Origin of the sequence: Aliivibrio finisterrensis (assembly GCF_008933155.1) — a bacterium.
Classification (GTDB): Bacteria; Pseudomonadota; Gammaproteobacteria; order Enterobacterales; family Vibrionaceae; genus Aliivibrio; species Aliivibrio finisterrensis.
The window spans coordinates 312,245-333,404 of sequence record NZ_WBVP01000001.1 but is presented as its reverse complement, the minus strand read 5'-3'; the positions used below and the strand labels follow the sequence as shown (position 1 = coordinate 333,404).

Below are 21,160 nucleotides of genomic sequence, written 5' to 3'. Positions count from 1 at the left end.
AAAAAAGCCCAAACAAAAAATTGAATGGGCAAAAAGGAATATAAGGAATTATGAAAAAGCTATAGTTGATAAGATAAAATTTGGCGGCCTGCTAAATTTCAGTTATCTATTATCAACGGATACTAATTCAGACTTACGATAATTTGTTTAGTTCAAAAAAAATTCGTTTTTTTCATTTATTTTTTGAATAGCGAGATTTTAATCTTTCTAATAAAGAAAAACCCACTATCGATAAGCGCCAAAATGGCAGATAGTGGGTTACTTGAATTAATCAAGAAAAAGCAGTGGAATTATGAACATAAATTCAGACTCTCACTTATTGAGAAAGTTCAAAATAAAATTCAAATAGAGAGAAAAAGTGAAGATACTTCCATTTTTTTCTCTAAAATTGGCGGCACACATCCAACCACTCACTATTTTGACGAAAATTGTCATAAATCGGATGCGAACTGGATAAGAACCTTTTATCCTAGAAGGTAATTATTAAAAGGAAAGTTGAACATGATCATCAAACCTAGAATTCGTGGATTCATTTGTACAACCACTCACCCAATTGGTTGTGAGCAAAACGTGAAAGAACAAATTGCCCTAACTAAAGCGCAAGGCCCAATTGCTAACGCACCTAAACGTGTTTTAGTTGTTGGCTCTTCAAGTGGCTATGGTCTTTCTTCTCGTATTACAGCTGCTTTTGGTGGTGGTGCATCAACAATTGGTGTTTTCTTTGAGAAAGCAGCCACTGAGAAGAAACCAGGTACTGCAGGTTGGTACAACTCAGCGGCATTTGATAAGTTTGCTAAAGAAGAAGGCCTATACTCTAAGAGTTTAAATGGCGATGCGTTCTCTAACGAAGCAAAACAGAAAACAATCGACTTAATTAAAGAAGATTTGGGCCAGATTGATATGGTGGTTTACTCTCTGGCTTCTCCAGTGCGTAAAATGCCAGAAACAGGTGAAGTTATTCGTTCTTCACTAAAACCTATTGGTGAGACGTACACAGCGACGGCTGTTGATACCAATAAAGATGCGATCATTGAAGCATCAGTTGAGCCTGCTACAGAACAAGAAATCCAAGACACAGTTACCGTAATGGGTGGCGAGGATTGGGAACTGTGGATGAGCGCATTATCTGAAGCGGGTGTTTTAGCTGATGGTTGTAAAACAGTTGCGTATAGCTACATCGGTACTGAGTTAACGTGGCCTATCTACTGGGACGGCGCGCTAGGTAAAGCGAAGATGGATCTAGATCGTGCAGCGGCAGCGCTAAACGAGAAACTTTCAGCGACAGGTGGCACGGCAAACGTTGCTGTTCTTAAGTCAGTAGTGACTCAAGCAAGTTCTGCGATCCCTGTTATGCCTCTTTATATCGCAATGGTATTTAAGAAGATGCGTGAAGAAGGCGTACATGAAGGTTGCCAAGAGCAAATTTTACGTATGTTTAGCCAACGTTTATACAAAGAAGATGGTTCTGCTCCAGAAGTGGATGATCAAAACCGTCTACGTTTGGATGACTGGGAGCTTCGTGAAGACATTCAAAAGCACTGTCGTGAGCTATGGCCACAGGTAACGACTGAGAACCTAAAAGACTTAACAGACTATGTTGAGTATAAAGAAGAGTTCTTAAAACTGTTCGGCTTTGGTGTTGAAGGTGTTGATTACGACGCTGACGTAAACCCAATGGTTGAGTTTGATGTTGCTGATATCTAATGTCTAAATAATTAGTTAATAGCAGACAAAATAAAACCCAGAGTGAGTAATCATTCTGGGTTTTTTATTGCTTATCGTTTATTGCAATTTATATATTAGCGTTATGCTAGCAATATCATGATGGTACCTGCAACGGTCATCAGAATATTCGCAATGGCATAAGTACCCGCATAGCCAAGCGCTGGAATGGTACTGCGAGCGTGCTCGTTAACAACATCCATTGCAGGTCCACAAGTTCGCGCACCTATGATGGCACCAATTAATAATGCGCGGTTCATGTTTAGGATATAAGCCCCAACAAGGTAGGCAAGAATTACGGGAATAACACTGACTATTAATGCCGCGGCTAATACTTTAAGACCATCTTCTGAGAAGTATTCAATAATATTACCACCCGCACTTAGTCCAATACCCACCATGAAAACGAGTAAACCGAGATTTTTGGTCATGTTTAGTGCCCCTTGAGGTACATAACCAAAGGTGGGGTGATTTGCTCGTAAGAAGCCTAAAGTGATCCCTGAGATCAATAAGCCAACCGCATTACCTAACCCAAAGGTCACTTGTCCAAAGCTCATTGTGATCATACCAAACATGATCCCAAGTATAAAAAAGCTACAGAACGCTAGTAGATCTGATACCTGGCTATGGATGGAGATAAAGCCAATTTTGTCAGCAATATGGTGAACTTTACTTTTCTCACCACTTACCTGAAGGATGTCTCCTTTTGCGAGTACGATATCATGCTCAATTGGCATTTCAATTTGCGCTCGAACCACTCGGTTTAGGAAGCAACCGTATTCAGATAAATTTAATTCAGATAGGCGCTTGCCCGCAATATTGTCATTTTTTACCACTATCTCTTCTTCAGCAATACGCAAATCTAATAGGTTGCGATCAAATACTTCTTTGCCGTTTCTGAAACTAGGATCAAGACGGGCATGACTGTCTGGATAACCAACAAGAGCGATTTCGTCACTTTGCTGCAAAATATAATCGCCATCTGGGTTCGCAAGAATACCATTACGACGAATGCGCTCAATGTGACAGCCTGTTTGGCGGTGAATGCCTAGCTCACGTAAGTTTTTACCATCTGTCCAGTCGATGAGTTCTTGGCCAACACGGTAAGCACGAATAATAGGGAGATAAACTTTTCGTTGACCAGCGCTGCCTATTCCTCGTTCTTGAGCAATTTGCATTGCACTGTCTTGTAGATTTTGCTTTTGCAATTGAGGCAGTAAACGAGCCAATAAAATTAAGCTAGTTAAGCCAATTAAATAAGAAAAGGCATAACCAACGCTTAGGTTATCAATTACTTTACTGAACTCTACGCCTTCAGGAAGCGAGGCTAAACCAGAATTCAACGCATCTTTAGCGCCCACTAATACTGGAGTAGCGGTAAGCGCTCCTGCCATCATACCTGTCGAAAGACCGTAATCCAGTTCGAAGTAATGACCCGTTAAAAAGCTGAGCCCGACAGCAGAGGTTAATACAACCAATACTAATAATAGGTAGTGTTTACCATCACGTAGGAAGATACCAAAGAAGTTTGGCCCAGCTTCAATACCTACGCAAAAAATAAATAACATGAACCCGATATTGAGAGAGTCTGCACTAAAAGTATAGCCAAGACTTCCCATAAAGAGGGCGGTGATAAGAACACCAATAGAACTGCCTAATTGAAAGCTACCGATTTTAACTTTAGCGATAAATAAGCCGAGTGCGAGAACAACGAATAAAAGTAAGATATCGTTTTGCGATAACAAGGTCGCAACATCAATGTTCACTGTATTTTGCCTGAAATATTGAAGAAGAAAGTGTGATGCAAGTCTAACTTAAAAATGGCGAATGTATAACCATATTTATAAAGAAAATGAAAAAAAATCACCGCTAAAGAGCGGTGATTGAAAGTTCATTCGGCTAGGTTATCTATTAATCAAATAGACCTAGTTTTTCTTTTGCATATGCTTCAAATTCAGTACATCCACCAATGTGCTCTTGGTCGATAAAAATTTGTGGAACCGTATCCACCGGTTTACCTACTGTCTTTTCTAAATCTGCTTTAGAAATACCTTCAGCGTGAATATCAACATAGCGATAGTTAAAATCGTCACGTTTTTCTTTTAGTGTATCAGCGTGCTCTTTTGCACGAACACAGAATGGGCAACCAGGACGACCAAAAATAACAACAAACATAGTGTTAACTCCAAAAAATTAGTAACGTATGCGTAATACTCGCAATCAATAAGTACACTATGCCTGTTGATTTAAACAAAGTAAAGATGGTTTTACCTCTTTAATTGATAGGTGCTACCTATTGACTTTGGCTTTTTTGTATACAGAAAAACGACTGAAATTAATTAGATTTATAAAAAAAGAACCGACAATAGAGTCAGTTCTTATAATAAAACTAGATCCTGAAAAATTAAGGCTAGTGTGAAATGTTGTCTTTTTTATAACGAGAATCTTTTAATGCGTCTTTAACACGCTTTAAGTTATCTCTAAAACCAGCGCCGCGACGAAGGGTAAAGCCTGTTGCTAATACATCGATAACCGTCATTTGTACTACACGGCTCGCCATTGGCATATATACATCGGTATCTTCTGGAACATCTAAGCAAATGGCTAAGGATGCCATTTTTTCAAGAGGAGAGTCTTTTGCTGTAATAGCAATAACTGTAGCGCCATTAGATTTAGCTAGTTCAGCAATCTCGACCAGGCTTTTGGTGCGACCTGTGTGTGAGATAAGAACGACTACGTCATTTTCAGTACTGTTAATACAGCTCATGCGTTGCATTACAATATCATCGAAACAGGTAATTGGAATATTGAAGCGGAAGAATTTATTCATCGCATCATGAGCGACAGAGGCCGATGCACCAAGACCGAAGAAAGAGATTTTTTTTGCCTGAGTTAATAAATCAACAGCACGGTTTACTTGCATTGGATCTAGACTGTTTTTTGCAACATCTAAACAAGCCATTGTTGATTCAAAAATCTTATGAGTATAGGCATCAGGGCCGTCGTTTTCTTCAACATTACGGTTCACGTAAGGCGTACCATTCGCCAAACTTTGAGCTAAATGCAGTTTAAAATCAGGAAATCCTTTAGTATCCAAGCGGCGACAAAAACGGTTAACGGTAGGCTCACTTACATCTGCCATTTTTGCTAATGTAGCAATGCTAGAGTGAATGGCGGTTTGCGGTGATGCCATGATAACTTCAGCAACTTTGCGTTCTGATTTACTGAAGTTATCTAAATTATTCTGTATTTTTTCAATCGTATTCATAGTCGCTCTTCTTACATCCTACCCTTGGTATAACCTTAGCCAGAATAGTGAGTATTCTGGTTAAGGCTATAACGCTGTTATCTATATTTAGTATATACGTTTGTATTGTTTGCCTCTAACAAATGACGAAGTTGAGTGTATTTTTATAACAATAGTATGACAGATCTCTAAAAAAACTTTCAATTTAGAAAGTCTATTTGAGTGAATAGATATCATTAATGCCAAATCATGCGGTTTTTTGTGATTAAATTTCAAATTTGAAGGAAAATAATTACAAAAAAGGCGACTTTATGTGGATAAAGTCGCCTTTGAATTTCAAGCTATATTATTAGTTAGCGCGAGATAAAATTGAGTCTGTTAAGGCAAGCAGTTGAGGTTGTGAGATCTCACTACTGTTAGCGATTTCTCTTTGCTCAATAAGTACATTTTGTAAAATTTCTTTTGTGGTTAACGGGTTGGCAAGAACAACTCTAAACACAATCGTAGGGTTATATTGATAAGCCTCTGGAGTCAATCGTGTTCGAGAAACAAAAGATTTCCCAGTCTCGCGTTGCGTTTTTTGGATGTACTTTGTTAAATTATCCAAGTGTTCATAGATGTCAGCTCTTTCAGTATCGTTAGCTAAGCGTAATGCTTGTTTTACTTTTGATGGAACATAACGATAAGTCAGTAAACAAAGCTCAGGCTCTGTTACGATCTCAAAATCGTCTTGTTGTTGGATCAACTCAGAGAAATATTTTGCTTTTTCTATACTTTGGTTAATTAATAGTTCGTAACCCGGGCGGCTAATAACGTTGAAGCAAGAGTACAACAGCATCGCCATTCCGCTACGAGAGCCTTCAAGCGTATGTCGGCCTAGATCTTTTGAGCCTTTTCGTAAGATGTACTCAGCATGATGTTGAATAGAAGACATGAGTTCTGGATCTTTAAAGATAACCATACCTGCCCCCATTGGAACATAAAGTTGCTTATGCGCATCAATCGTTACTGAATCCGCTAAATCAATACCATCCAATAGATGACGATAGGTATTTGACATTAATGTTGCACCACCCCAAGCGGCGTCGACGTGGAAATGGCATGCCTCTTTTTGAGCAATTTTTGCAAGTTGGCGTAGTGGATCAATGGTGCCAGTTTCTGTGGTTCCAGCAACACCAATAATCGCCAATGGTTTAATGTTTTTCTCTTTTGCGGCAGCAATTTTTAACTGTAAGTCATCTAAGCAAATACGATTGTTATTGTCGGTTTTGACCGCAATGACACCATCTTGACCAATACCTAGAACGTCAGCGGCTTTTTTGACTGAGTAATGACCTCGCTCAGAAACGAAAATGGCAAGGCCATTGCATTTGTAATGAGTAAGGGCAGCAAATAAGCCTTGTTTAGCGATGCCTTCAAAATCACCATCTGGTTTAAATAGTCGATTTCTTGCGACCCAGAGTGCGGTAATATTTGCAATGGTTCCACCAGAACAGAATGCACCTAAAGAGTGATCTGCACTGTGCATCCAGTGTTGGTAAAATGCATCTTTCTCACCATAAATAAGGCGGTGTAAGATCCCAAGGACTTGACGCTCTAGTGGAGTGAATGCTTTGGATGTTTCAATTTTAACCAAGTTTTGATTTAGAGCGATCATGATTTTAGACAACGGCATTAAGAAATAAGGCAATGCCGAGGTCATGTGACCGATAAAACTTGGCGCAGAAGTATGAACAGATTGAGATACAAGGTTATCTAATAAGTGCTCGGTATGTTCAGAAACATAAGTAGGCGTTTCTGGCATTGAAGAGTCAGTAAAATCTTTTTCGATTTCAGTTAGAGGCTTCTCTTCTGCAACTATATGTTCTCGTAAGAATTGATTCAGGTTTTGAGAGAGTTCTTGCTCAATTTTTCCAAGAGTCGAATCGGGCGCTTCCGGAACAGTAAAAATTCGCAGCATGCTTTCTAAATTGGCATCCGCTGTCTTGTTGTCTGTTACCATGGTATCTGTTCTATTCTGTTGGTGATTAAAAAAGCAAAGTTGCGTTCTCTTTGCCCATGACTAAGGGCACAATTTAGAACAAAATAAGAAAAATGTCTTGTCTAAATGTGCCTCATGGACTTATGAGGGCGTAAATTGTTATAAAACTAAGCGCTTTGTTGAATTAATAAACAAATTATTTGCAGCTAATATCGCTGATTTGAGTGATTGTTTTATTATAGGCTTTTAGCGGAGCATCAATTTCTTTTGGGTGGCTAAGAATGTCTGCAAAAGCAGAGCGCAATTCATAGTTTTGTTTATGTGGCGGTGCTTGGCGATCGTCAAAGGTGATTTTTGCGACTTTGCCTAATGCATCATCGTTCATGGAAAGTGACTTTATTTCTTTTTGGTCAAGTTGTAGCCATGATTCGATAGATTGATTTGTTTTTACTTTTGAAGGGTCATTCTTTAAATAAAAGTCTACCGCTGCACGATTTAATTCAAAATGATGTTTACGGCTTTTTAGAAACCAGTCGCCAACACTTTCTAAATTTGGATCTTTTTTAACTGTAATAGCAATTAGCTCTTCGTACCAAGTTAAAGAGGCATCAACATATTGGCTATATTTGTCACTTAAACATTCAGTATTAGCTGCTTGAGCAGAGGTAGCTAGTAAAGCGAAAGGTAAAATGAGCGCGGCAAGTTTCATTACAAATCCTTAAGAATGAATCGTTATTATTAATTTTGAATTGTAGGGAGAGTGACATTAAAAGCAATTGAAACAACTCACAATGTGACGCTTCCCTACTATTTATATATTATAAAGAAACAAAAAATAACATTAAAAACGGAACCAATAGACTTAAAATAAACCCACTTACTATTGCAATAGGAACACAGCGTATGCCTCCACAATTTTGAATTACCGGCAGAGTGAAGTCCATTGCTGTTGCTCCCGCATAACCAATAGAAGTGACTGGGTAGCGATGAATCAAGGTTGGAATCAATAATAGAGCGACTAATTCTCGCATTAACTCATTTAAGAAGGCAGCACCACCATAGACTGGTCCTAATGCATCACCCATTAAAATCCCTGCCAGAGAATACCATCCGAATCCTGACGCCATTGCTAAACCATGCTGCAAAGGAATATCTAAAATAAGCGCAGCAATAAGTCCCCCAATTAATGATGTAGTGAGAATCACCAACGCAATGATTATCCCATGTTTATTAAGTAGTATTTGACGAAGTGATAGTCCACTGTTTCGAAGTTGAATACCAATTAAAAAAAGTAAGATTAGTAGAATTAATTCGCTGGCTTCCTCTACCCAAGATAAATCAATACCACTGATTAAACCAAAGAGCAGGCCAGCCGCAACGGCAAGCAATAGCTTGGCTGACTCTAAGATCATTTTAAATAAAGGTAGCGTGTTTTTATTTCCCTCAGAGTTGAGCGGAAAAAGTTTATCCATTATTGGTAATATGGCTAGGTTACATACACTAATACAGATAAAAAATGCAGTGGTTATCGTCAATATTTGATTTAAGTTTTGTGCTAAATTATCAAGTGCAGCGAGGCTTAGCCCCATAAGAGCAAGTATAATCGTGACTAAATGACTGGTAGCAGCATTAATATATTGAAGAGGTTGTTTTTTGTGTAATGGGATTAAATAACCAAAAAGCAGTGGTAAAAAAACAAATAACATTCCAGAAAGCATGATCTAAACCTCATCCATGAAGAAGCCTTGAGAATATCAAGGCTTTGTAACGACATCAATATAAGTTGGCTGTTTTGATGTAATTAAATTACAAACCGCTACTTCTTAATGTTTCTTTGATTCTATTTCTAAATTGACTATCGGTCAGATTACTGAGTGTATAGAGGGCTTCTGCGCCTTCTAATGTAATTTCAACGTCGTGATCGTCAATGGCGTCATCTTTGTTTCTAAACATCAAAAGATGGCTGGCAATACGAGCAATGTCTAAGTAATTAATAGGATAACTAGAGTCAGAGGTTTTTTCTTTATTAGTTGCAACGGCTAAAAAATCTCCATCAAACTGCCAGTGATTGAGTACATGAAAGCTGGTGTCATTACACTCTTTATTAAAAATATAGACCGCTAATTCAAGATCTAGATAATTGCCATTTTCAAGGTAGTCATAGTATTGATTAACAAGGCAAAATAAACCGATATCTGCAAGTAAACCGGTTAAAAGAGCTTTTTCTGGTTCAAGATAATTAAGCGAGCCATCTTCAGACGATTTTGTTATCTCATCACATACCATTGTCATTACTGCCGCAAATTCACGAGAGCGAGCTGCACTTTTACGTAATAGAGAGTTACATTCTTTGTTCAGATCACTTGAGTGTTTTAATTGTTCAATAGCTTGGGCCGTTACAATATCACGCACGCGAAAAATGCCGAGACGTGAAACTGCCGTTATTACATCAGTACAAGTAATATTTCGTCGATTAAAGACCACAGAGTTCGCCATTCTAATAACAATGGCGGTGAGGCTCGGGTCTTCTAATAGTGTATCTGAGACATCTTTAATTAATGTGCCTTCAAGGGTACATAGCTTTTGGATTTTAAGAACAACATCAGGGATTGGGGGTAATTGGATATCACCTGATGAAATACGTTGTGATGCCATTTGGCTAAATTCAGTTCTTAAAGCTGCCAGTACCTTTTCTCTATCATGAGATAACCAAAAAAAGGATAGATGATTCATCGTTAATTCATATATTTGAGTAATGCCTGGATGATACAGGATTTTTATCGTTTCTAAAAAAAAACTCAATGAAATGGGATCAATTACTAAGAAGTAGAGATGAAGTAAAAATAAAAAAAGGGGTTTGTTGTTATTACGAAAAGATAAATAAGTTACTTTATATAACTAAAGTGAATGATTAATGTGAGCGCTGTCAATGAAACTCCAGGCAATAATATGAGACTATAATGTGATATCGGCCTGAAAGAAAACTTACTTTGTTTCATAAAATAAAGCTCCAATGTGTGATCGTAATAATAAAAAATACAGTAAATTCATGGCTTATAAGAAAAATAATAGATAAATTTAAATTGTATGTTTAATATTCAATTGCTTGGTGTCAAATTTATGACAGGGACGGGGGTCGCTAAGTTTAAGATCAAGGAGATCGAAATGAACCATTTAGAGGAACGCTTTTTTAACTTTGTAAAAAAACTAGGTCGATTCAATAAACGCTCAATGTTCGGTGGTGTTGGCTTATTCACTGATGATGCTATGTTTTCACTTGTCACAGAAGGGCGCTTGTATGTGCGTGGTGGTGGTGAGGTTGATAACACATTTGAGAAACTAGGCTGTGAACGCTTTAAGCACGTAAAGAAAACCACTATTGCGACTGTTAATTATTTTGATGTTAATGACCTATTTGAAAATAACTCTGCTTTGCTGATGGAGATTATTCAAGAAACTATGGACAATTCACGACTTGAACGAGAGTTTAAGAAGTCAAAAGAAAATCGTCGTTTACGTGATCTGCCTAATATGCAATTAACGCTAGAAAGAATGGTAAAAAAAGCGGGGGTTCCTGATGTAAACTCATTTTTTGAAATTGGTGCTGTTGATGTATTTAAAAAAGTAAATACAACTTATGGCGGTGATGTAGATGTAAAACTTTTATGGAAATTTGCAGGTGCAGAATCAGGTGTGCACTGGACGCTACTTCAAGAACCAATGAAAAAAGCATTATTACAACAGGTTTAATGTTCGTTTGGAAGTCGTTAGATTAGATAGCTTAATTAGAGTGATAGTATGCGATATAAAAAAACCTCGTTATCCATTCAGCATGAAGGTATAACGAGGTTTTTTTGCTTTAAATTTACGTGCTAATCCCAGCCTGGATAAGTAGTTGTTCAGATAATTGCGTAGGAAAAATCGATTAGAGCAAGGCATAAATTACAGTAACTAGTGGTTCTAATTACACCTAATTTTTGCAATAGAAAGGTATAACGTAGATATAATCGATTTTAACAAGCAAGAATGATCAAATACTTATGTAGATTGGTATAAGATAAATTAGTATTTAAAGCGTGCAGTTAGCATTACTTGGTCGCCATAAATGCCGTTAAAACGACCTTCTGCACCAATTGAAAATAGTTCTGTTGAGTGGAAGCGACCGTAAACAGAGAATAACGTATCGTCGTCACCTTTAATTGACAAATAACCTACTTTACCACCGACTTCTAGTTGAGGGCCTAACCATTGACGTACGCCTAAGTTAAGTTCCATACCAGTATCATTGTTGTAATGTTTGTTATCATCAATAACGCGAAGTAGCATTTCACCAGTCATGTCAGCCCAGTTATTTACTGGCGCGTGAAAACCAAATCCAGTTGCTAAATCGTAATCGCCATCTAATTCAGAGTCTATTGAAATAATCGCGTGTGCATTAGGGTGAATTGATGTGCTTAAACCAGCACCGAATGTTGAAGGGCTAAATCCAATGCGAGCTTCAACATAGTCGTAGCTAAAGTTACTCATGATGGCATTGTTTGGATCATTATCTGCAGCCATTGATGTTGTAGAAATGAACATTAGGCTTGAAGCTAAAAGTGTCTTACGGATCATGATATTTGAAACCTATCAAATTAGTGCTGTAACCAAAAAAGTATTCTAGATACTAACAGAAATGACTCTTTTTGCTAGAGTAGAAATATAAAATTTGGAGTTACTGCAAGAGTCAAAAAATTAACGTAGTGCTTATTACTGTATAGTTAAGCAAAATATACGCCATATTTATAATAATAAGGCTCTGGTTTATTTTATTAAATAGAACTGTATTGCACTCTGTGGGTTAGGTACACTGATTGAAATGTATAAAACTTGGATAACAATATGAATGAATTAAAAAAATACGCTGCAATTGGTGGTGCTGTAGTGCTTGTTGCTTGCTGGCCATTTGCGACAGGGAAGATTGGAGAGGCGATTTTTAAAGATGGAATTGCTTCGTATCACAACGCTATCATTGAGGTTGAATCTGTATCTTATGATAGAGGCTACCTTAGCTCTCAAGCACAAAGCCGTATTCATGTTATAGATCAAGGTTTAAGCCAAGAGTTAGAGCTCGCGGGTTACCCAACTGAAATTTTAGTTAATCATAATATTTCTCATGGTTTATTTTCGGTTTCTTCAGTTTCTAAATTTGTAAGTACGGGAGATACTTCTGAATTTATTCAAGGGCTAACTCTGACAACAGACAGCAAGCTAACCGGCACCACAGATTTATTACTGACAAGCAAAGATACGAATTTTGCTACTCCGGATTTACAAGCGCAAGGGGTTGAAAAGCTGTTTTTAGCTGCGGCGGAATTATCAGCAACGATTGAGAAAGACGGTCAATTCTCTCTGTCATACCAACTACCTAAAACAGAGCTGCGTTTAGATAACCAATCTGCAATGATTGTTGATAATGTCGCTGGTCAAAGTGTTGGCCATTATATAGATGATATTTTTATAGGTGAAGCGAACATTGCTTTAGATAAATTGACGCTAAGTGATATTGCAAGCAATAGTCATAATGAGATTAAAGGGCTTAAATACACGAGTGTAAATCAGCTAACGGAAGTAAAAGATAAAGCAGAAGAAAATAGCTTTACTACTCAGAATCGATTGACTTTAGAAGAGGCTCTGACAGATGCTGGTGTAGTTAAAAAAGGCGTTTTTGATGTTAGTTTCGAAAACCTAAATTATGATGGTTTAAAAGCGTTAATTCCACTGCTTCAAGAGCAAGAATTGACCAATGAGAATGTTGAGAAGTTACTCCTGTCGTTTGACTTACTTGCAGCGAAAGGGTTTAACGTTAATATTAATGAATTCAGTGCTGAAGTACTTGGTAGTAAATTAAACAGTAATGTTTTGCTTACGTTACCAGCAGGTACGGCGAGAGCATCACAAAATGCTGATCAGTTAATTAAAACAGTAACAGGCTCTAGTGAATTAGTCATTGCTAAAAAGTTAGTGGATGAAACACCAGAACTTCGCATGCAAATGGATGAGTTACTTATTAATGAATTTGCCGTTGAAGACGGTGATAATTATCGATTAGCTGCGACTATTTCTGGTGGCCAGATCGAATTACTGAATGGTCAGAAAATGCCATTATTTATGTTGTTGGGTTTTTTAAGTTATCTACAGTAACCTAAAAGCATAGAGATAAAATAGCTTACCTTGGTGAGCTATTTTTTTATCTGGATTGGTATTATTCGAGCAATTTAGTGAATTAGATCACTTTATGATTTCTTTGTGGATCAAAAGGTGGTATTAATTTCTACATCAATATTTAAACATTCAATTTATTATAGATAGCAGGAGCCTTCGAGAAACATGGAAAAAGTATTTAACTTTTGTGCTGGTCCAGCAATGCTGCCAGTAGACGTTCTAGCCCAAGCTCAAAAGGAATTGGTGAATTGGAACGGCTTAGGCACTTCAGTGATGGAGATTAGCCACCGTAGTAAAGAATTTATTAAAGTCGCAGAAGAGTCAGAGCAAGATCTGCGTGATTTATTATCAATTCCTGATAATTATAAAGTGTTATTTTGCCAAGGTGGTGCGCGAGCACAATTTGCAGCTATTCCATTAAACTTACTTGATGGTAATACAAAAGCAGATTACGTCGATGCGGGTTATTGGGCGCAAAGTGCGGTAACTGAAGCAAAAAAATATTGTTCACCTAATGTAATCGAAGCCATTATTAATGTTGATGGTAAAAAAGCGGTTCAACCTGCCGCTGAATGGGCATTAAGTGATGATGCTGCTTATGTGCATTTTTGCCCAAATGAAACGATTGATGGCATTGAAATTAATGATTTACCAATAACAGATAAACCAATTGTTGCTGACATGTCGTCTACGATTTTGTCGCGTCAAATTGATGTATCAAAATACGGTGTGATCTACGCGGGTGCCCAAAAGAATATTGGTCCTGCTGGCTTAACGATTGTTATTGTCCGTGATGACTTACTTGAGCTTGCCGCAGAAGCGCTTCCTAGTGTATTAAATTACGGCGTACTGGCAAAACAAGAATCTATGTTCAATACACCGCCAACATATGCTTGGTACCTTGCTGGCTTAGTTTTTAAATGGCTAAAAGGGACTGGTGGTATTGAAGCGATGGAAGCACATAACCGTAAGAAAGCGACCGCTTTATACGATTATATTGACCAATCAGACTTCTATCGTAATGATGTTCATGCAGATAATCGTTCTCTAATGAATGTACCATTCCAATTAGCAAATCCTGAGTTAGATGCGCAATTTTTGTCGCTGGCAGATGAGGCTGGCTTGAAAGCATTGAAAGGGCATAGAGTAGTAGGTGGAATGCGAGCATCAATTTATAACGCAATGCCATTAGAAGGTGTGCAAGCGTTAGTTGAATTTATGAAGGCGTTTGAGGCAAAACACGCGTAATTTTATTGCTTAAGTTCTTTATAATTAAAAGCCGATACTGTTTATTCAGTATCGGCTTTTTTGTTTTAGCTATATCAGTAAGCTGGTGTCAGTATTGTTTAAAAACGTTGCCACAATTGATGGTATGCGCCTTTCAGCGATAGCAGTGTACTGTGTGTGCCTTGCTCTACAATTTCACCGTGGTCCATTAAACAGATATTATCCATTTGCTCAAGGTTCACTAAACGGTGAGTAATAAAGACAACCGTCTTATCTTTAATGTGCTCATTTAAAACTGACATGATTTGTTGTTCTGTTTTCTGATCTAACCCCTCGGTTGGCTCATCCAATAAAACAATAGGAGCATTGTGCAGTAATGCGCGTGCAATACCTACTCGACGGCGCTCACCACCAGAAAGTTGACGGCCACCGTCGCCAAGCCACGTATTTAAGCCTTCGTCAGGAGTAAGATCGTCTAGGCCAACTTTACTTAGTGTCTTAATTAACTCTTCATCGCTTGCGGTATCCTTGGCAAGTAAAAGATTATCTCTTAATGAACCATTAAGAATATCAACACGTTGGCTAACAACCGACATTGCACCACGTAAGCTTGATTCTTTCCACTTAGGTAGCTGAACACAATCAATATAAATTGACCCTGATTTTGGGTCCCATTGACGAGTCAACAATTGCAGAAGGGTTGATTTGCCTGATCCCGTTTGGCCGACAATTGCCATTTTTTGACCGGCCAGTAAATCTAATGAAATGTGTTTAATCGCATCGGTATCAGCATCTAGGTATTGGTAACTTACATCTGAAATCGTTAAATTACCTTTTATCTCTTGAGTCACGCCATTGTCATCAAAAACAGTATCAGGTTCTGCTGTGATAATTTCGTTTAATCGACGAGCAGAGCTTAACGTTTGTCCTAGATATTGAAAAGCACCAGCAATTGGCATCAATAATTCAAAGCTTGCCATCGTTGCAAAGGCAACCATTGCAACCATTGGGTCTGGTGTCATACCGGCAATACCATCGGCAGAGATCCACAACATTAGCAGTAGAGTCCAGCCATTAGCTAAAAGCAATAATCCATTTGCTAAGCCAGTCAACGTTGCCATGTGACGTTGATTTGATAGCAGTGCGACTTGAGCATCTAAAATACGTTGTTGGTATTGCTCTTCAGCACCAAAGATACGCAGTTCAGCGTTACCCTGAAGCCAATCTAAGGTTTTAATTCTTAAGGTGGCTTTATTGTGTGTCAGATCTGCACCGTTTTGTTTACCTAGTTTATAAAACAGGGTTGGCCAGATAAGGAGCAGCGCAAATAAGATAGCACCAAGGGTAAGACCAATAGTGACATCAAACCACGCAAGAAAAGCGGTTAAGCCAATAATGCCTAATGTACCCACAATTATAGGGCTGATAAGTCGTAGGTAGACATGATCCATCGCATCTACATCTGCTACGAGACGGTTTAATAAGTCGGCATCACGCAGCTTTGAAAAGCGGCCAGGAATGAGTGGTATTAACTTTTTAAAGAAGAAAATACGCAGTTCAGTTAGGAGCTTAAAGGTCGCATTATGGCTTACTACTCGTTCACCCCAGCGTCCTGCTGTTCGACCAATAGAGAAACCACGTACAGCGCCTGCAGGTAACATGTAATTAAAAGTTTCACGAGCGATGGTTAATCCAGCAATCGCTGAGGCTGAAATAAACCAACCAGAAAGCGTTAATAAGCCTATTGATGCAAACAAAGTAGCAAAGCTAAGTAGCATACCTAAAGTTAGGCCGAACCAGTGTTTTTTATATAATTTAATATAAGGCAGTAAATCACGCATCAAGATCACCTTGCTTTGGTTGTTTTGCGGCAAGCATGGTTGCAAATAAGCCGGAGTCTTTAATTTCATCAAATGAGCCAGATTGAACCACTTGGCCTTTATCCATAACTAGCACCGTATCCATTGCGTGCAATTGGTCTAGGCGATGACTGATCATCAGTGTTGTTAATCCTTGAGTTGCTTCGTCTAAGCTTTTCATAACTAGACGTTCACTTTTTGCATCAAGGCTGGCTGTTGGTTCATCTAAAATCCATAAACGACCTTGTTGTAACAGTGCACGAGCTAACGCTAAACGTTGAGCTTGCCCAACAGATAATCCCCCAGAGCGATCTGAAATAGCGTGCTGGTAACCAAGATCATCAATAAATTCATTAGCAAAGGCTTGTTTGCTTGCTAAATCAAGTTGTTCTTGAGTTATTCCTTGTTTACCTAAGGTCATATTCTCTTCAATAGTGCCATGAACTAGGGTTGGGTTTTGACCAACCCAGTTAATATCTTGATACCATTGTTTTTGATTTAGTTCAGACAGTTCAGTGCCATTAATTTTGATGCTACCTTGATAAGGCAAGAAACCCAATATGGCATTAATTAAACTGGTTTTACCTGCGCCGCTTGGGCCAACTAAAGCCGTCTGAGAAGCTTCAAGTAAATGGAAGCTAATAGGGCCTAATAATCTTTTACCATCATGTGTTGTAACGATGAGATCGGTAACTTGAATATCAAGCGTTGTCGAATCAGACACTTTCTTATTACCATTTGTTTGCGTGTTAGTGTCTGTATTTAAGAATTCAACCAGAGATTCTGCGGCACCAATGGCCTGTGCTTTGGCATGATAAAATGTCCCTAAATCTCGTAATGGTTGGTAAAACTCGGGGGCAAGAATAAGGATAAATAAACCAGTAAATAAGGTTACTGTGGTTCCATAATGTCCAAAATCTAACTCACCAATAAAGGTAAAACCAAAGTAGACCGCAACGATAGCAATAGAAATAGAGGTGAAGAACTCCAATACCGCTGACGATAAGAAAGCCAGCCTTAATACTTCCATCGTTCGTTTACGGAAGATCTCAGATGCACCGTGTAAATGCTCGGTTTCTTGTTTTGTTTTATTGAATAAACGAATGGTCGTCATCGATTGTAGACGATCATAAAAGTGGCCTGATAGGCGTTGTAGTGCTTTAAAGTTACGACGGTTAGCATCTGCCGCTCCCATACCAACGAGCGCCATAAATAAGGGAACTAATGGTGCTGTTAATAAGAACACTAAGCCAGCAGCCCAGTTTTGTGGGAAAACAACAATTAAAATAACGAAAGGAATTAAAACAGAAAGAGACATCTGAGGAAGATAGCGAGAGAAAAAGTCCTGCATATCTTCGACTTGTTCAAGCAATAGTGTTGCCCAAGTGCCAGCCGGTTTCCCTTTAATGTAGGCAGGACCTAATTCTTGCAGTTTATCTAATATTAATTGACGAATATGAACGCGAATGTGCTCGCCACAACGATAACCTGCGACTTCACGGCCCCAACTGCAGGCTGCACGAATAGCAACAATAGCAAGAATGGCAACAAAGTGGGGGATAAGTTCATATTTATCAACTTGTTCAATGATAAGTTGATGCAAGATGTCAGCAAGTAATGCCGCTTGTGCTATGAGAAAAAGACTAGAAAGAAAGCCAAGCCCAATAGAGAGGGTTAGCCATTTTTTTGCAAGTTTACTCTGACCTTTGAGCCATTGTCCTAACTCGCGTTGTTGATTTTTATCCATAATATGAAGGCTTACGTTTTGTATTATTTTATCTACGTTACGATTTCTTTTTTAATAATTTGAATATAAGAAACCATATGTACATCAGTAAAATAAGATGAGCAAAAGAAACCCGAAGTATTTGCTTCGGGTTTAACGTTAACTTAGATAGTTTAACTTTCTTTTGCTTCTAACGCATCTAAAAAGCGTTCTGCATCTAATGCGGCCATACAACCAGTACCGGCAGAGGTAATTGCTTGGCGGTAATTGTGGTCCATGACATCGCCTGCAGCAAAAATACCTTCAATGCTGGTTTGAGTAGCATTGCCTTCAAGGCCTGATTTTACTTTGATATAGCCATTTTCCATATCAAGTTGGCCATTGAAAATAGCGGTATTTGGTTGGTGACCGATAGCAATGAATGCGCCCATGACTTCTAAGTCTTCAGTTACGTCTGATTTTGTGTCTTTTAATCTTACGCCTGTTACACCCATCTCATCACCGAGTACTTCTTCTAATGTACGGTCGGTATGAAGAATGATATTTCCGTTTTCTACTTTTTCCATTAGACGATCAATTAAGATTTTCTCTGAACGGAATGAATCACGACGGTGAATTAGGTGAACTTCAGCCGCAATATTTGATAAGTACAGAGCCTCTTCAACTGCGGTATTACCGCCACCAACAACGGCCACTTTTTGGTTACGGTAGAAAAAACCATCACAGGTTGCACAAGCAGAAACACCGCGACCCTTAAATGCTTCCTCTGAGTCTAAGCCTAGATACTTAGCAGATGCACCTGTAGAGATAATTAATGCATCACACGTATATTCACCAGCATCGCCTTTCAAACGAAAAGGGCGCTGGTTAAAATCGGTTTCATTAATATGGTCAAAAATAATTTCAGTATTAAAACGCTCTGCGTGAGCTTTCATCTCTTCCATTAAACCAGGGCCTGTCATATCTGCAGCGCCGCCTGGCCAGTTTTCAACTTCTGTGGTGGTCGTTAACTGTCCGCCTTGTTGCATGCCTGTGATCATCACAGGATTAAGGTTCGCTCGAGCGGCATAAACTGCGGCAGTGTAGCCTGCAGGGCCTGAGCCAAGGATCAATAATTTAGAATGCTTTACGTTGCTCATAAGATCTCCGAGCTAAAATCAATGGAAACAGAAAATAAGGGTAGGGAGCACAGAGGTGTTCATCATCCTTTAGTATCAGATGATTGTATGGAATTTATTGCAGTAAAGAAAGGGCACCACCGTGGGTGCCCTCAAATGATTTTGTTATAGGATATGTCTTTTAAGCGGTAAGTGCTGCTTCTGGAGAGACATATTCTAAATCAAAGCTCTCTGCGACTTCTTTACATGTAACTTTACCGTGGATAATGTTTAAGCCATCTAAGAAGCCTTTGTCTTCAAGAAGTGCAGCTTTGTAGCCTTTATCTGCTAGCTTAATAATGTATGGAAGAGTGGCATTATTAAGCGCAAAAGTAGATGTGCGAGCAACGGCTCCCGGCATATTGGCAACACAGTAGTGAACGACTTCATCAACGATGTATGTTGGGTCAGCGTGTGTTGTCGCATGAGAGGTCTCGAAACAACCGCCTTGGTCGATAGCAACATCAACAACAGCTGCCCCAGGTTTCATACGTTTGATGTGATCTGTGGTAACCAGTTTAGGTGCTGCAGCCCCAGGAATAAGCACTGCACCAATAACTAAATCAGCTTCTAATACATGTTTTTCAATTGCATCAACGGTCGAATAAACCACTTTGGCACGGCCTTGGAACTCTTCATCTAAAGTACGAAGTGTATCAATGTTACGATCTAAAATCGTCACGTCAGCACGCATTCCAACCGCCATTCGTGCAGCATTAGCACCAACAACACCACCGCCAACGACGACGACTTTTGCCGGTTCAACTCCAGGGACACCGCCTAAAAGTAAACCACGGCCCCCATTCGATTTTTCAAGAGTTTGGGCACCTGCTTGAATAGACATTCGCCCAGCAACTTCAGACATTGGTGCTAATAGTGGCAGACGACCCATATAATCTGTTACAGTCTCATATGCGATGCAGACAGCTTTACTCTTAATTAGGTCTTCAGTTTGTGGAAAATCTGGTGCAAGATGTAAATACGTGAATAAAATTTGCCCTTCACGTAGCATTGCTCGTTCAATTGCTTGTGGCTCTTTAACTTTAACAATCATGTCAGCTTGAGCAAAAACGTCTTCAGCTGTAGGAAGGATAGATGCGCCTACCGCGATGTAGTCATCGTCGGTAAAACCAATGCCAGAGCCTGCTTTTGTTTCGACAAAAACGGTATGGCCATGAGATATTAATTCGCGAACACTCGCTGGGATCATGCCAACGCGGTATTCATGATTTTTTATTTCTTTAGGTACGCCAATGATCATCCTGATTTCCTTTTATGTAATAGTTATTTTGACTGCTTGTAGGGTTTTTGTTTCGAATTTTTAACTAGTATAATTTGTAATTAGCAAAATTTGATGCTAAATATTAAAAAGTTGTAGTATATTTTTTTGCAAGGAAGTAATAAGGTGGAATAAAAAATGGTAGATAATAAGAAACCTTCCAAGGATCTGGATCGTATCGATCGCAATATTTTAAATGAACTCCAGAAAGATGGACGAATTTCAAATGTTGAATTATCTAAAAGAGTAGGCCTGTCGCCAACTCCGTGTTTAGAGCGTGTTCGTCGTTTAGAGCGTCAAGGATACATCAATGGCTATACTGCCTTGTTGAATCCACAATATCTTGATGCATCATTATTGGTATTTGTTGAAATCACGCTTAATCGTGGTGCCCCTGATGTGTTCGAGCAATTTAACACAGCGGTTCAACTGCTAGATGATATTCAAGAGTGTCACTTAGTTTCAGGTGATTTTGATTACCTTTTAAAGACTCGTGTATCAGATATGAGTGCTTATCGTCGTTTACTTGGTGATACACTATTGCGTCTTCCTGGTGTTAATGACACTCGTACTTATGTGGTAATGGAAGAAGTAAAACAAACCAATCATTTAGTGATTAAAACTCGCTAATTGAATCAAGGTAGTAAATTAGAGAGTTTTCTTTCTTTAATTTACAAAATCTTGAAGAGCTTAAAGGCGATTAGGTATATTCTATCTAATACGCTTTTAAGTAATGACGAGCGGCGTTCTGCCGCTCG

General features: G+C 38.7%; 18 protein-coding genes. 6 read left to right on the top strand and 12 right to left on the bottom strand.

Annotated elements, in window-relative coordinates; all coding sequences use genetic code 11:
* The first annotated feature begins 243 nt into the window (after positions 1–243).
* A complete protein-coding gene (locus F8B77_RS01535) occupies positions 244–480 on the top strand; it encodes a hypothetical protein (RefSeq protein ID WP_130043182.1) in 237 nt (78 codons plus the stop codon).
* A gap of 21 nt (positions 481–501) precedes the next feature.
* Positions 502–1,704 carry an enoyl-ACP reductase FabV gene (gene fabV, locus F8B77_RS01530; protein WP_151653090.1) on the top strand — a complete coding sequence of 401 codons (1,203 nt, stop codon included), beginning with the start codon at positions 502–504 and terminating at the stop codon, positions 1,702–1,704.
* 101 nt (positions 1,705–1,805) lie between these two features.
* On the opposite strand, the gene F8B77_RS01525 is transcribed toward fabV, so the two are convergent.
* From F8B77_RS01525 to F8B77_RS01495, 7 genes are all read right to left on the bottom strand, one after another.
* Positions 1,806–3,488 carry an aspartate:alanine antiporter gene (locus tag F8B77_RS01525; protein WP_130043184.1) on the bottom strand — a complete coding sequence of 561 codons (1,683 nt, stop codon included), beginning with the start codon at positions 3,486–3,488 and terminating at the stop codon, positions 1,806–1,808.
* Positions 3,489–3,633: 145 nt separating this feature from the next.
* Positions 3,634–3,897, bottom strand: coding sequence for a GrxA family glutaredoxin (locus F8B77_RS01520; RefSeq protein ID WP_130043185.1), 264 nt, complete (start codon positions 3,895–3,897; stop codon positions 3,634–3,636).
* Between the two features lie 235 nt (positions 3,898–4,132).
* On the bottom strand, positions 4,133–4,990 hold the full coding sequence (locus F8B77_RS01515) for a MurR/RpiR family transcriptional regulator (protein ID WP_130043186.1): 858 nt from the start codon (positions 4,988–4,990) through the stop codon (positions 4,133–4,135).
* Positions 4,991–5,318: 328 nt separating this feature from the next.
* The gene (gene panP / locus F8B77_RS01510; RefSeq protein WP_151653088.1) at positions 5,319–6,971 is read right to left on the bottom strand and encodes a pyridoxal-dependent aspartate 1-decarboxylase PanP; all 1,653 of its coding nucleotides are present in this window, start codon (positions 6,969–6,971) and stop codon (positions 5,319–5,321) included.
* Between the two features lie 175 nt (positions 6,972–7,146).
* Positions 7,147–7,659 (bottom strand): NUDIX hydrolase, encoded by a 513-nt coding sequence (locus F8B77_RS01505; protein ID WP_151653086.1) that lies wholly within the window; start codon positions 7,657–7,659, stop codon positions 7,147–7,149.
* Positions 7,660–7,768: 109 nt separating this feature from the next.
* Positions 7,769–8,668, bottom strand: a complete 900-nt coding sequence (locus tag F8B77_RS01500) for a LysO family transporter (RefSeq protein ID WP_130086652.1) — start codon at positions 8,666–8,668, stop codon at positions 7,769–7,771.
* A gap of 88 nt (positions 8,669–8,756) precedes the next feature.
* Complete coding sequence (locus F8B77_RS01495) at positions 8,757–9,683, bottom strand: HDOD domain-containing protein (protein ID WP_151653084.1); 927 nt, start codon at positions 9,681–9,683, stop codon at positions 8,757–8,759.
* Positions 9,684–10,070: 387 nt separating this feature from the next.
* On the opposite strand from F8B77_RS01495, the gene F8B77_RS01490 reads away from it, so the two are divergent.
* Positions 10,071–10,700 (top strand): TfoX/Sxy family DNA transformation protein, encoded by a 630-nt coding sequence (locus F8B77_RS01490; RefSeq protein WP_151653082.1) that lies wholly within the window; start codon positions 10,071–10,073, stop codon positions 10,698–10,700.
* A gap of 312 nt (positions 10,701–11,012) precedes the next feature.
* Here F8B77_RS01490 and F8B77_RS01485 read toward each other — a convergent pair whose 3' ends face one another.
* Positions 11,013–11,561, bottom strand: a complete 549-nt coding sequence (locus tag F8B77_RS01485) for a hypothetical protein (RefSeq protein ID WP_208846053.1) — start codon at positions 11,559–11,561, stop codon at positions 11,013–11,015.
* Between the two features lie 270 nt (positions 11,562–11,831).
* Here F8B77_RS01485 and F8B77_RS01480 point away from each other — a divergent pair, with 270 nt between their 5' ends.
* Positions 11,832–13,133: a DUF945 family protein gene (locus F8B77_RS01480; protein WP_151653078.1), complete on the top strand. Its 1,302-nt coding sequence runs from the start codon at positions 11,832–11,834 to the stop codon at positions 13,131–13,133.
* Positions 13,134–13,319: 186 nt separating this feature from the next.
* The gene (gene serC / locus F8B77_RS01475) at positions 13,320–14,402 is read left to right on the top strand and encodes a 3-phosphoserine/phosphohydroxythreonine transaminase (protein ID WP_151653076.1); all 1,083 of its coding nucleotides are present in this window, start codon (positions 13,320–13,322) and stop codon (positions 14,400–14,402) included.
* Positions 14,403–14,500: 98 nt separating this feature from the next.
* Here serC and cydC read toward each other — a convergent pair whose 3' ends face one another.
* The 4 genes from cydC to ald form a co-directional block, all read right to left on the bottom strand.
* Positions 14,501–16,222: a heme ABC transporter ATP-binding protein/permease CydC gene (gene cydC / locus F8B77_RS01470; RefSeq protein ID WP_151653074.1), complete on the bottom strand. Its 1,722-nt coding sequence runs from the start codon at positions 16,220–16,222 to the stop codon at positions 14,501–14,503.
* A complete protein-coding gene (gene cydD, locus F8B77_RS01465) occupies positions 16,215–17,987 on the bottom strand; it encodes a heme ABC transporter permease/ATP-binding protein CydD (protein WP_151653072.1) in 1,773 nt (590 codons plus the stop codon). The genes cydC and cydD overlap by 8 nt, the downstream gene beginning before the upstream one ends.
* 152 nt (positions 17,988–18,139) lie before the next feature.
* The gene (trxB, locus tag F8B77_RS01460) at positions 18,140–19,105 is read right to left on the bottom strand and encodes a thioredoxin-disulfide reductase (protein ID WP_151653070.1); all 966 of its coding nucleotides are present in this window, start codon (positions 19,103–19,105) and stop codon (positions 18,140–18,142) included.
* Positions 19,106–19,265: 160 nt separating this feature from the next.
* Positions 19,266–20,384, bottom strand: a complete 1,119-nt coding sequence (gene ald, locus F8B77_RS01455; RefSeq protein WP_151653068.1) for an alanine dehydrogenase — start codon at positions 20,382–20,384, stop codon at positions 19,266–19,268.
* A 156-nt stretch (positions 20,385–20,540) separates the two neighbouring features.
* Here ald and lrp point away from each other — a divergent pair, with 156 nt between their 5' ends.
* Entirely contained in the window at positions 20,541–21,032 is a 492-nt protein-coding gene (gene lrp / locus F8B77_RS01450; protein WP_130043199.1) for a leucine-responsive transcriptional regulator Lrp, read from the top strand.
* Positions 21,033–21,160 lie beyond the last annotated feature (128 nt).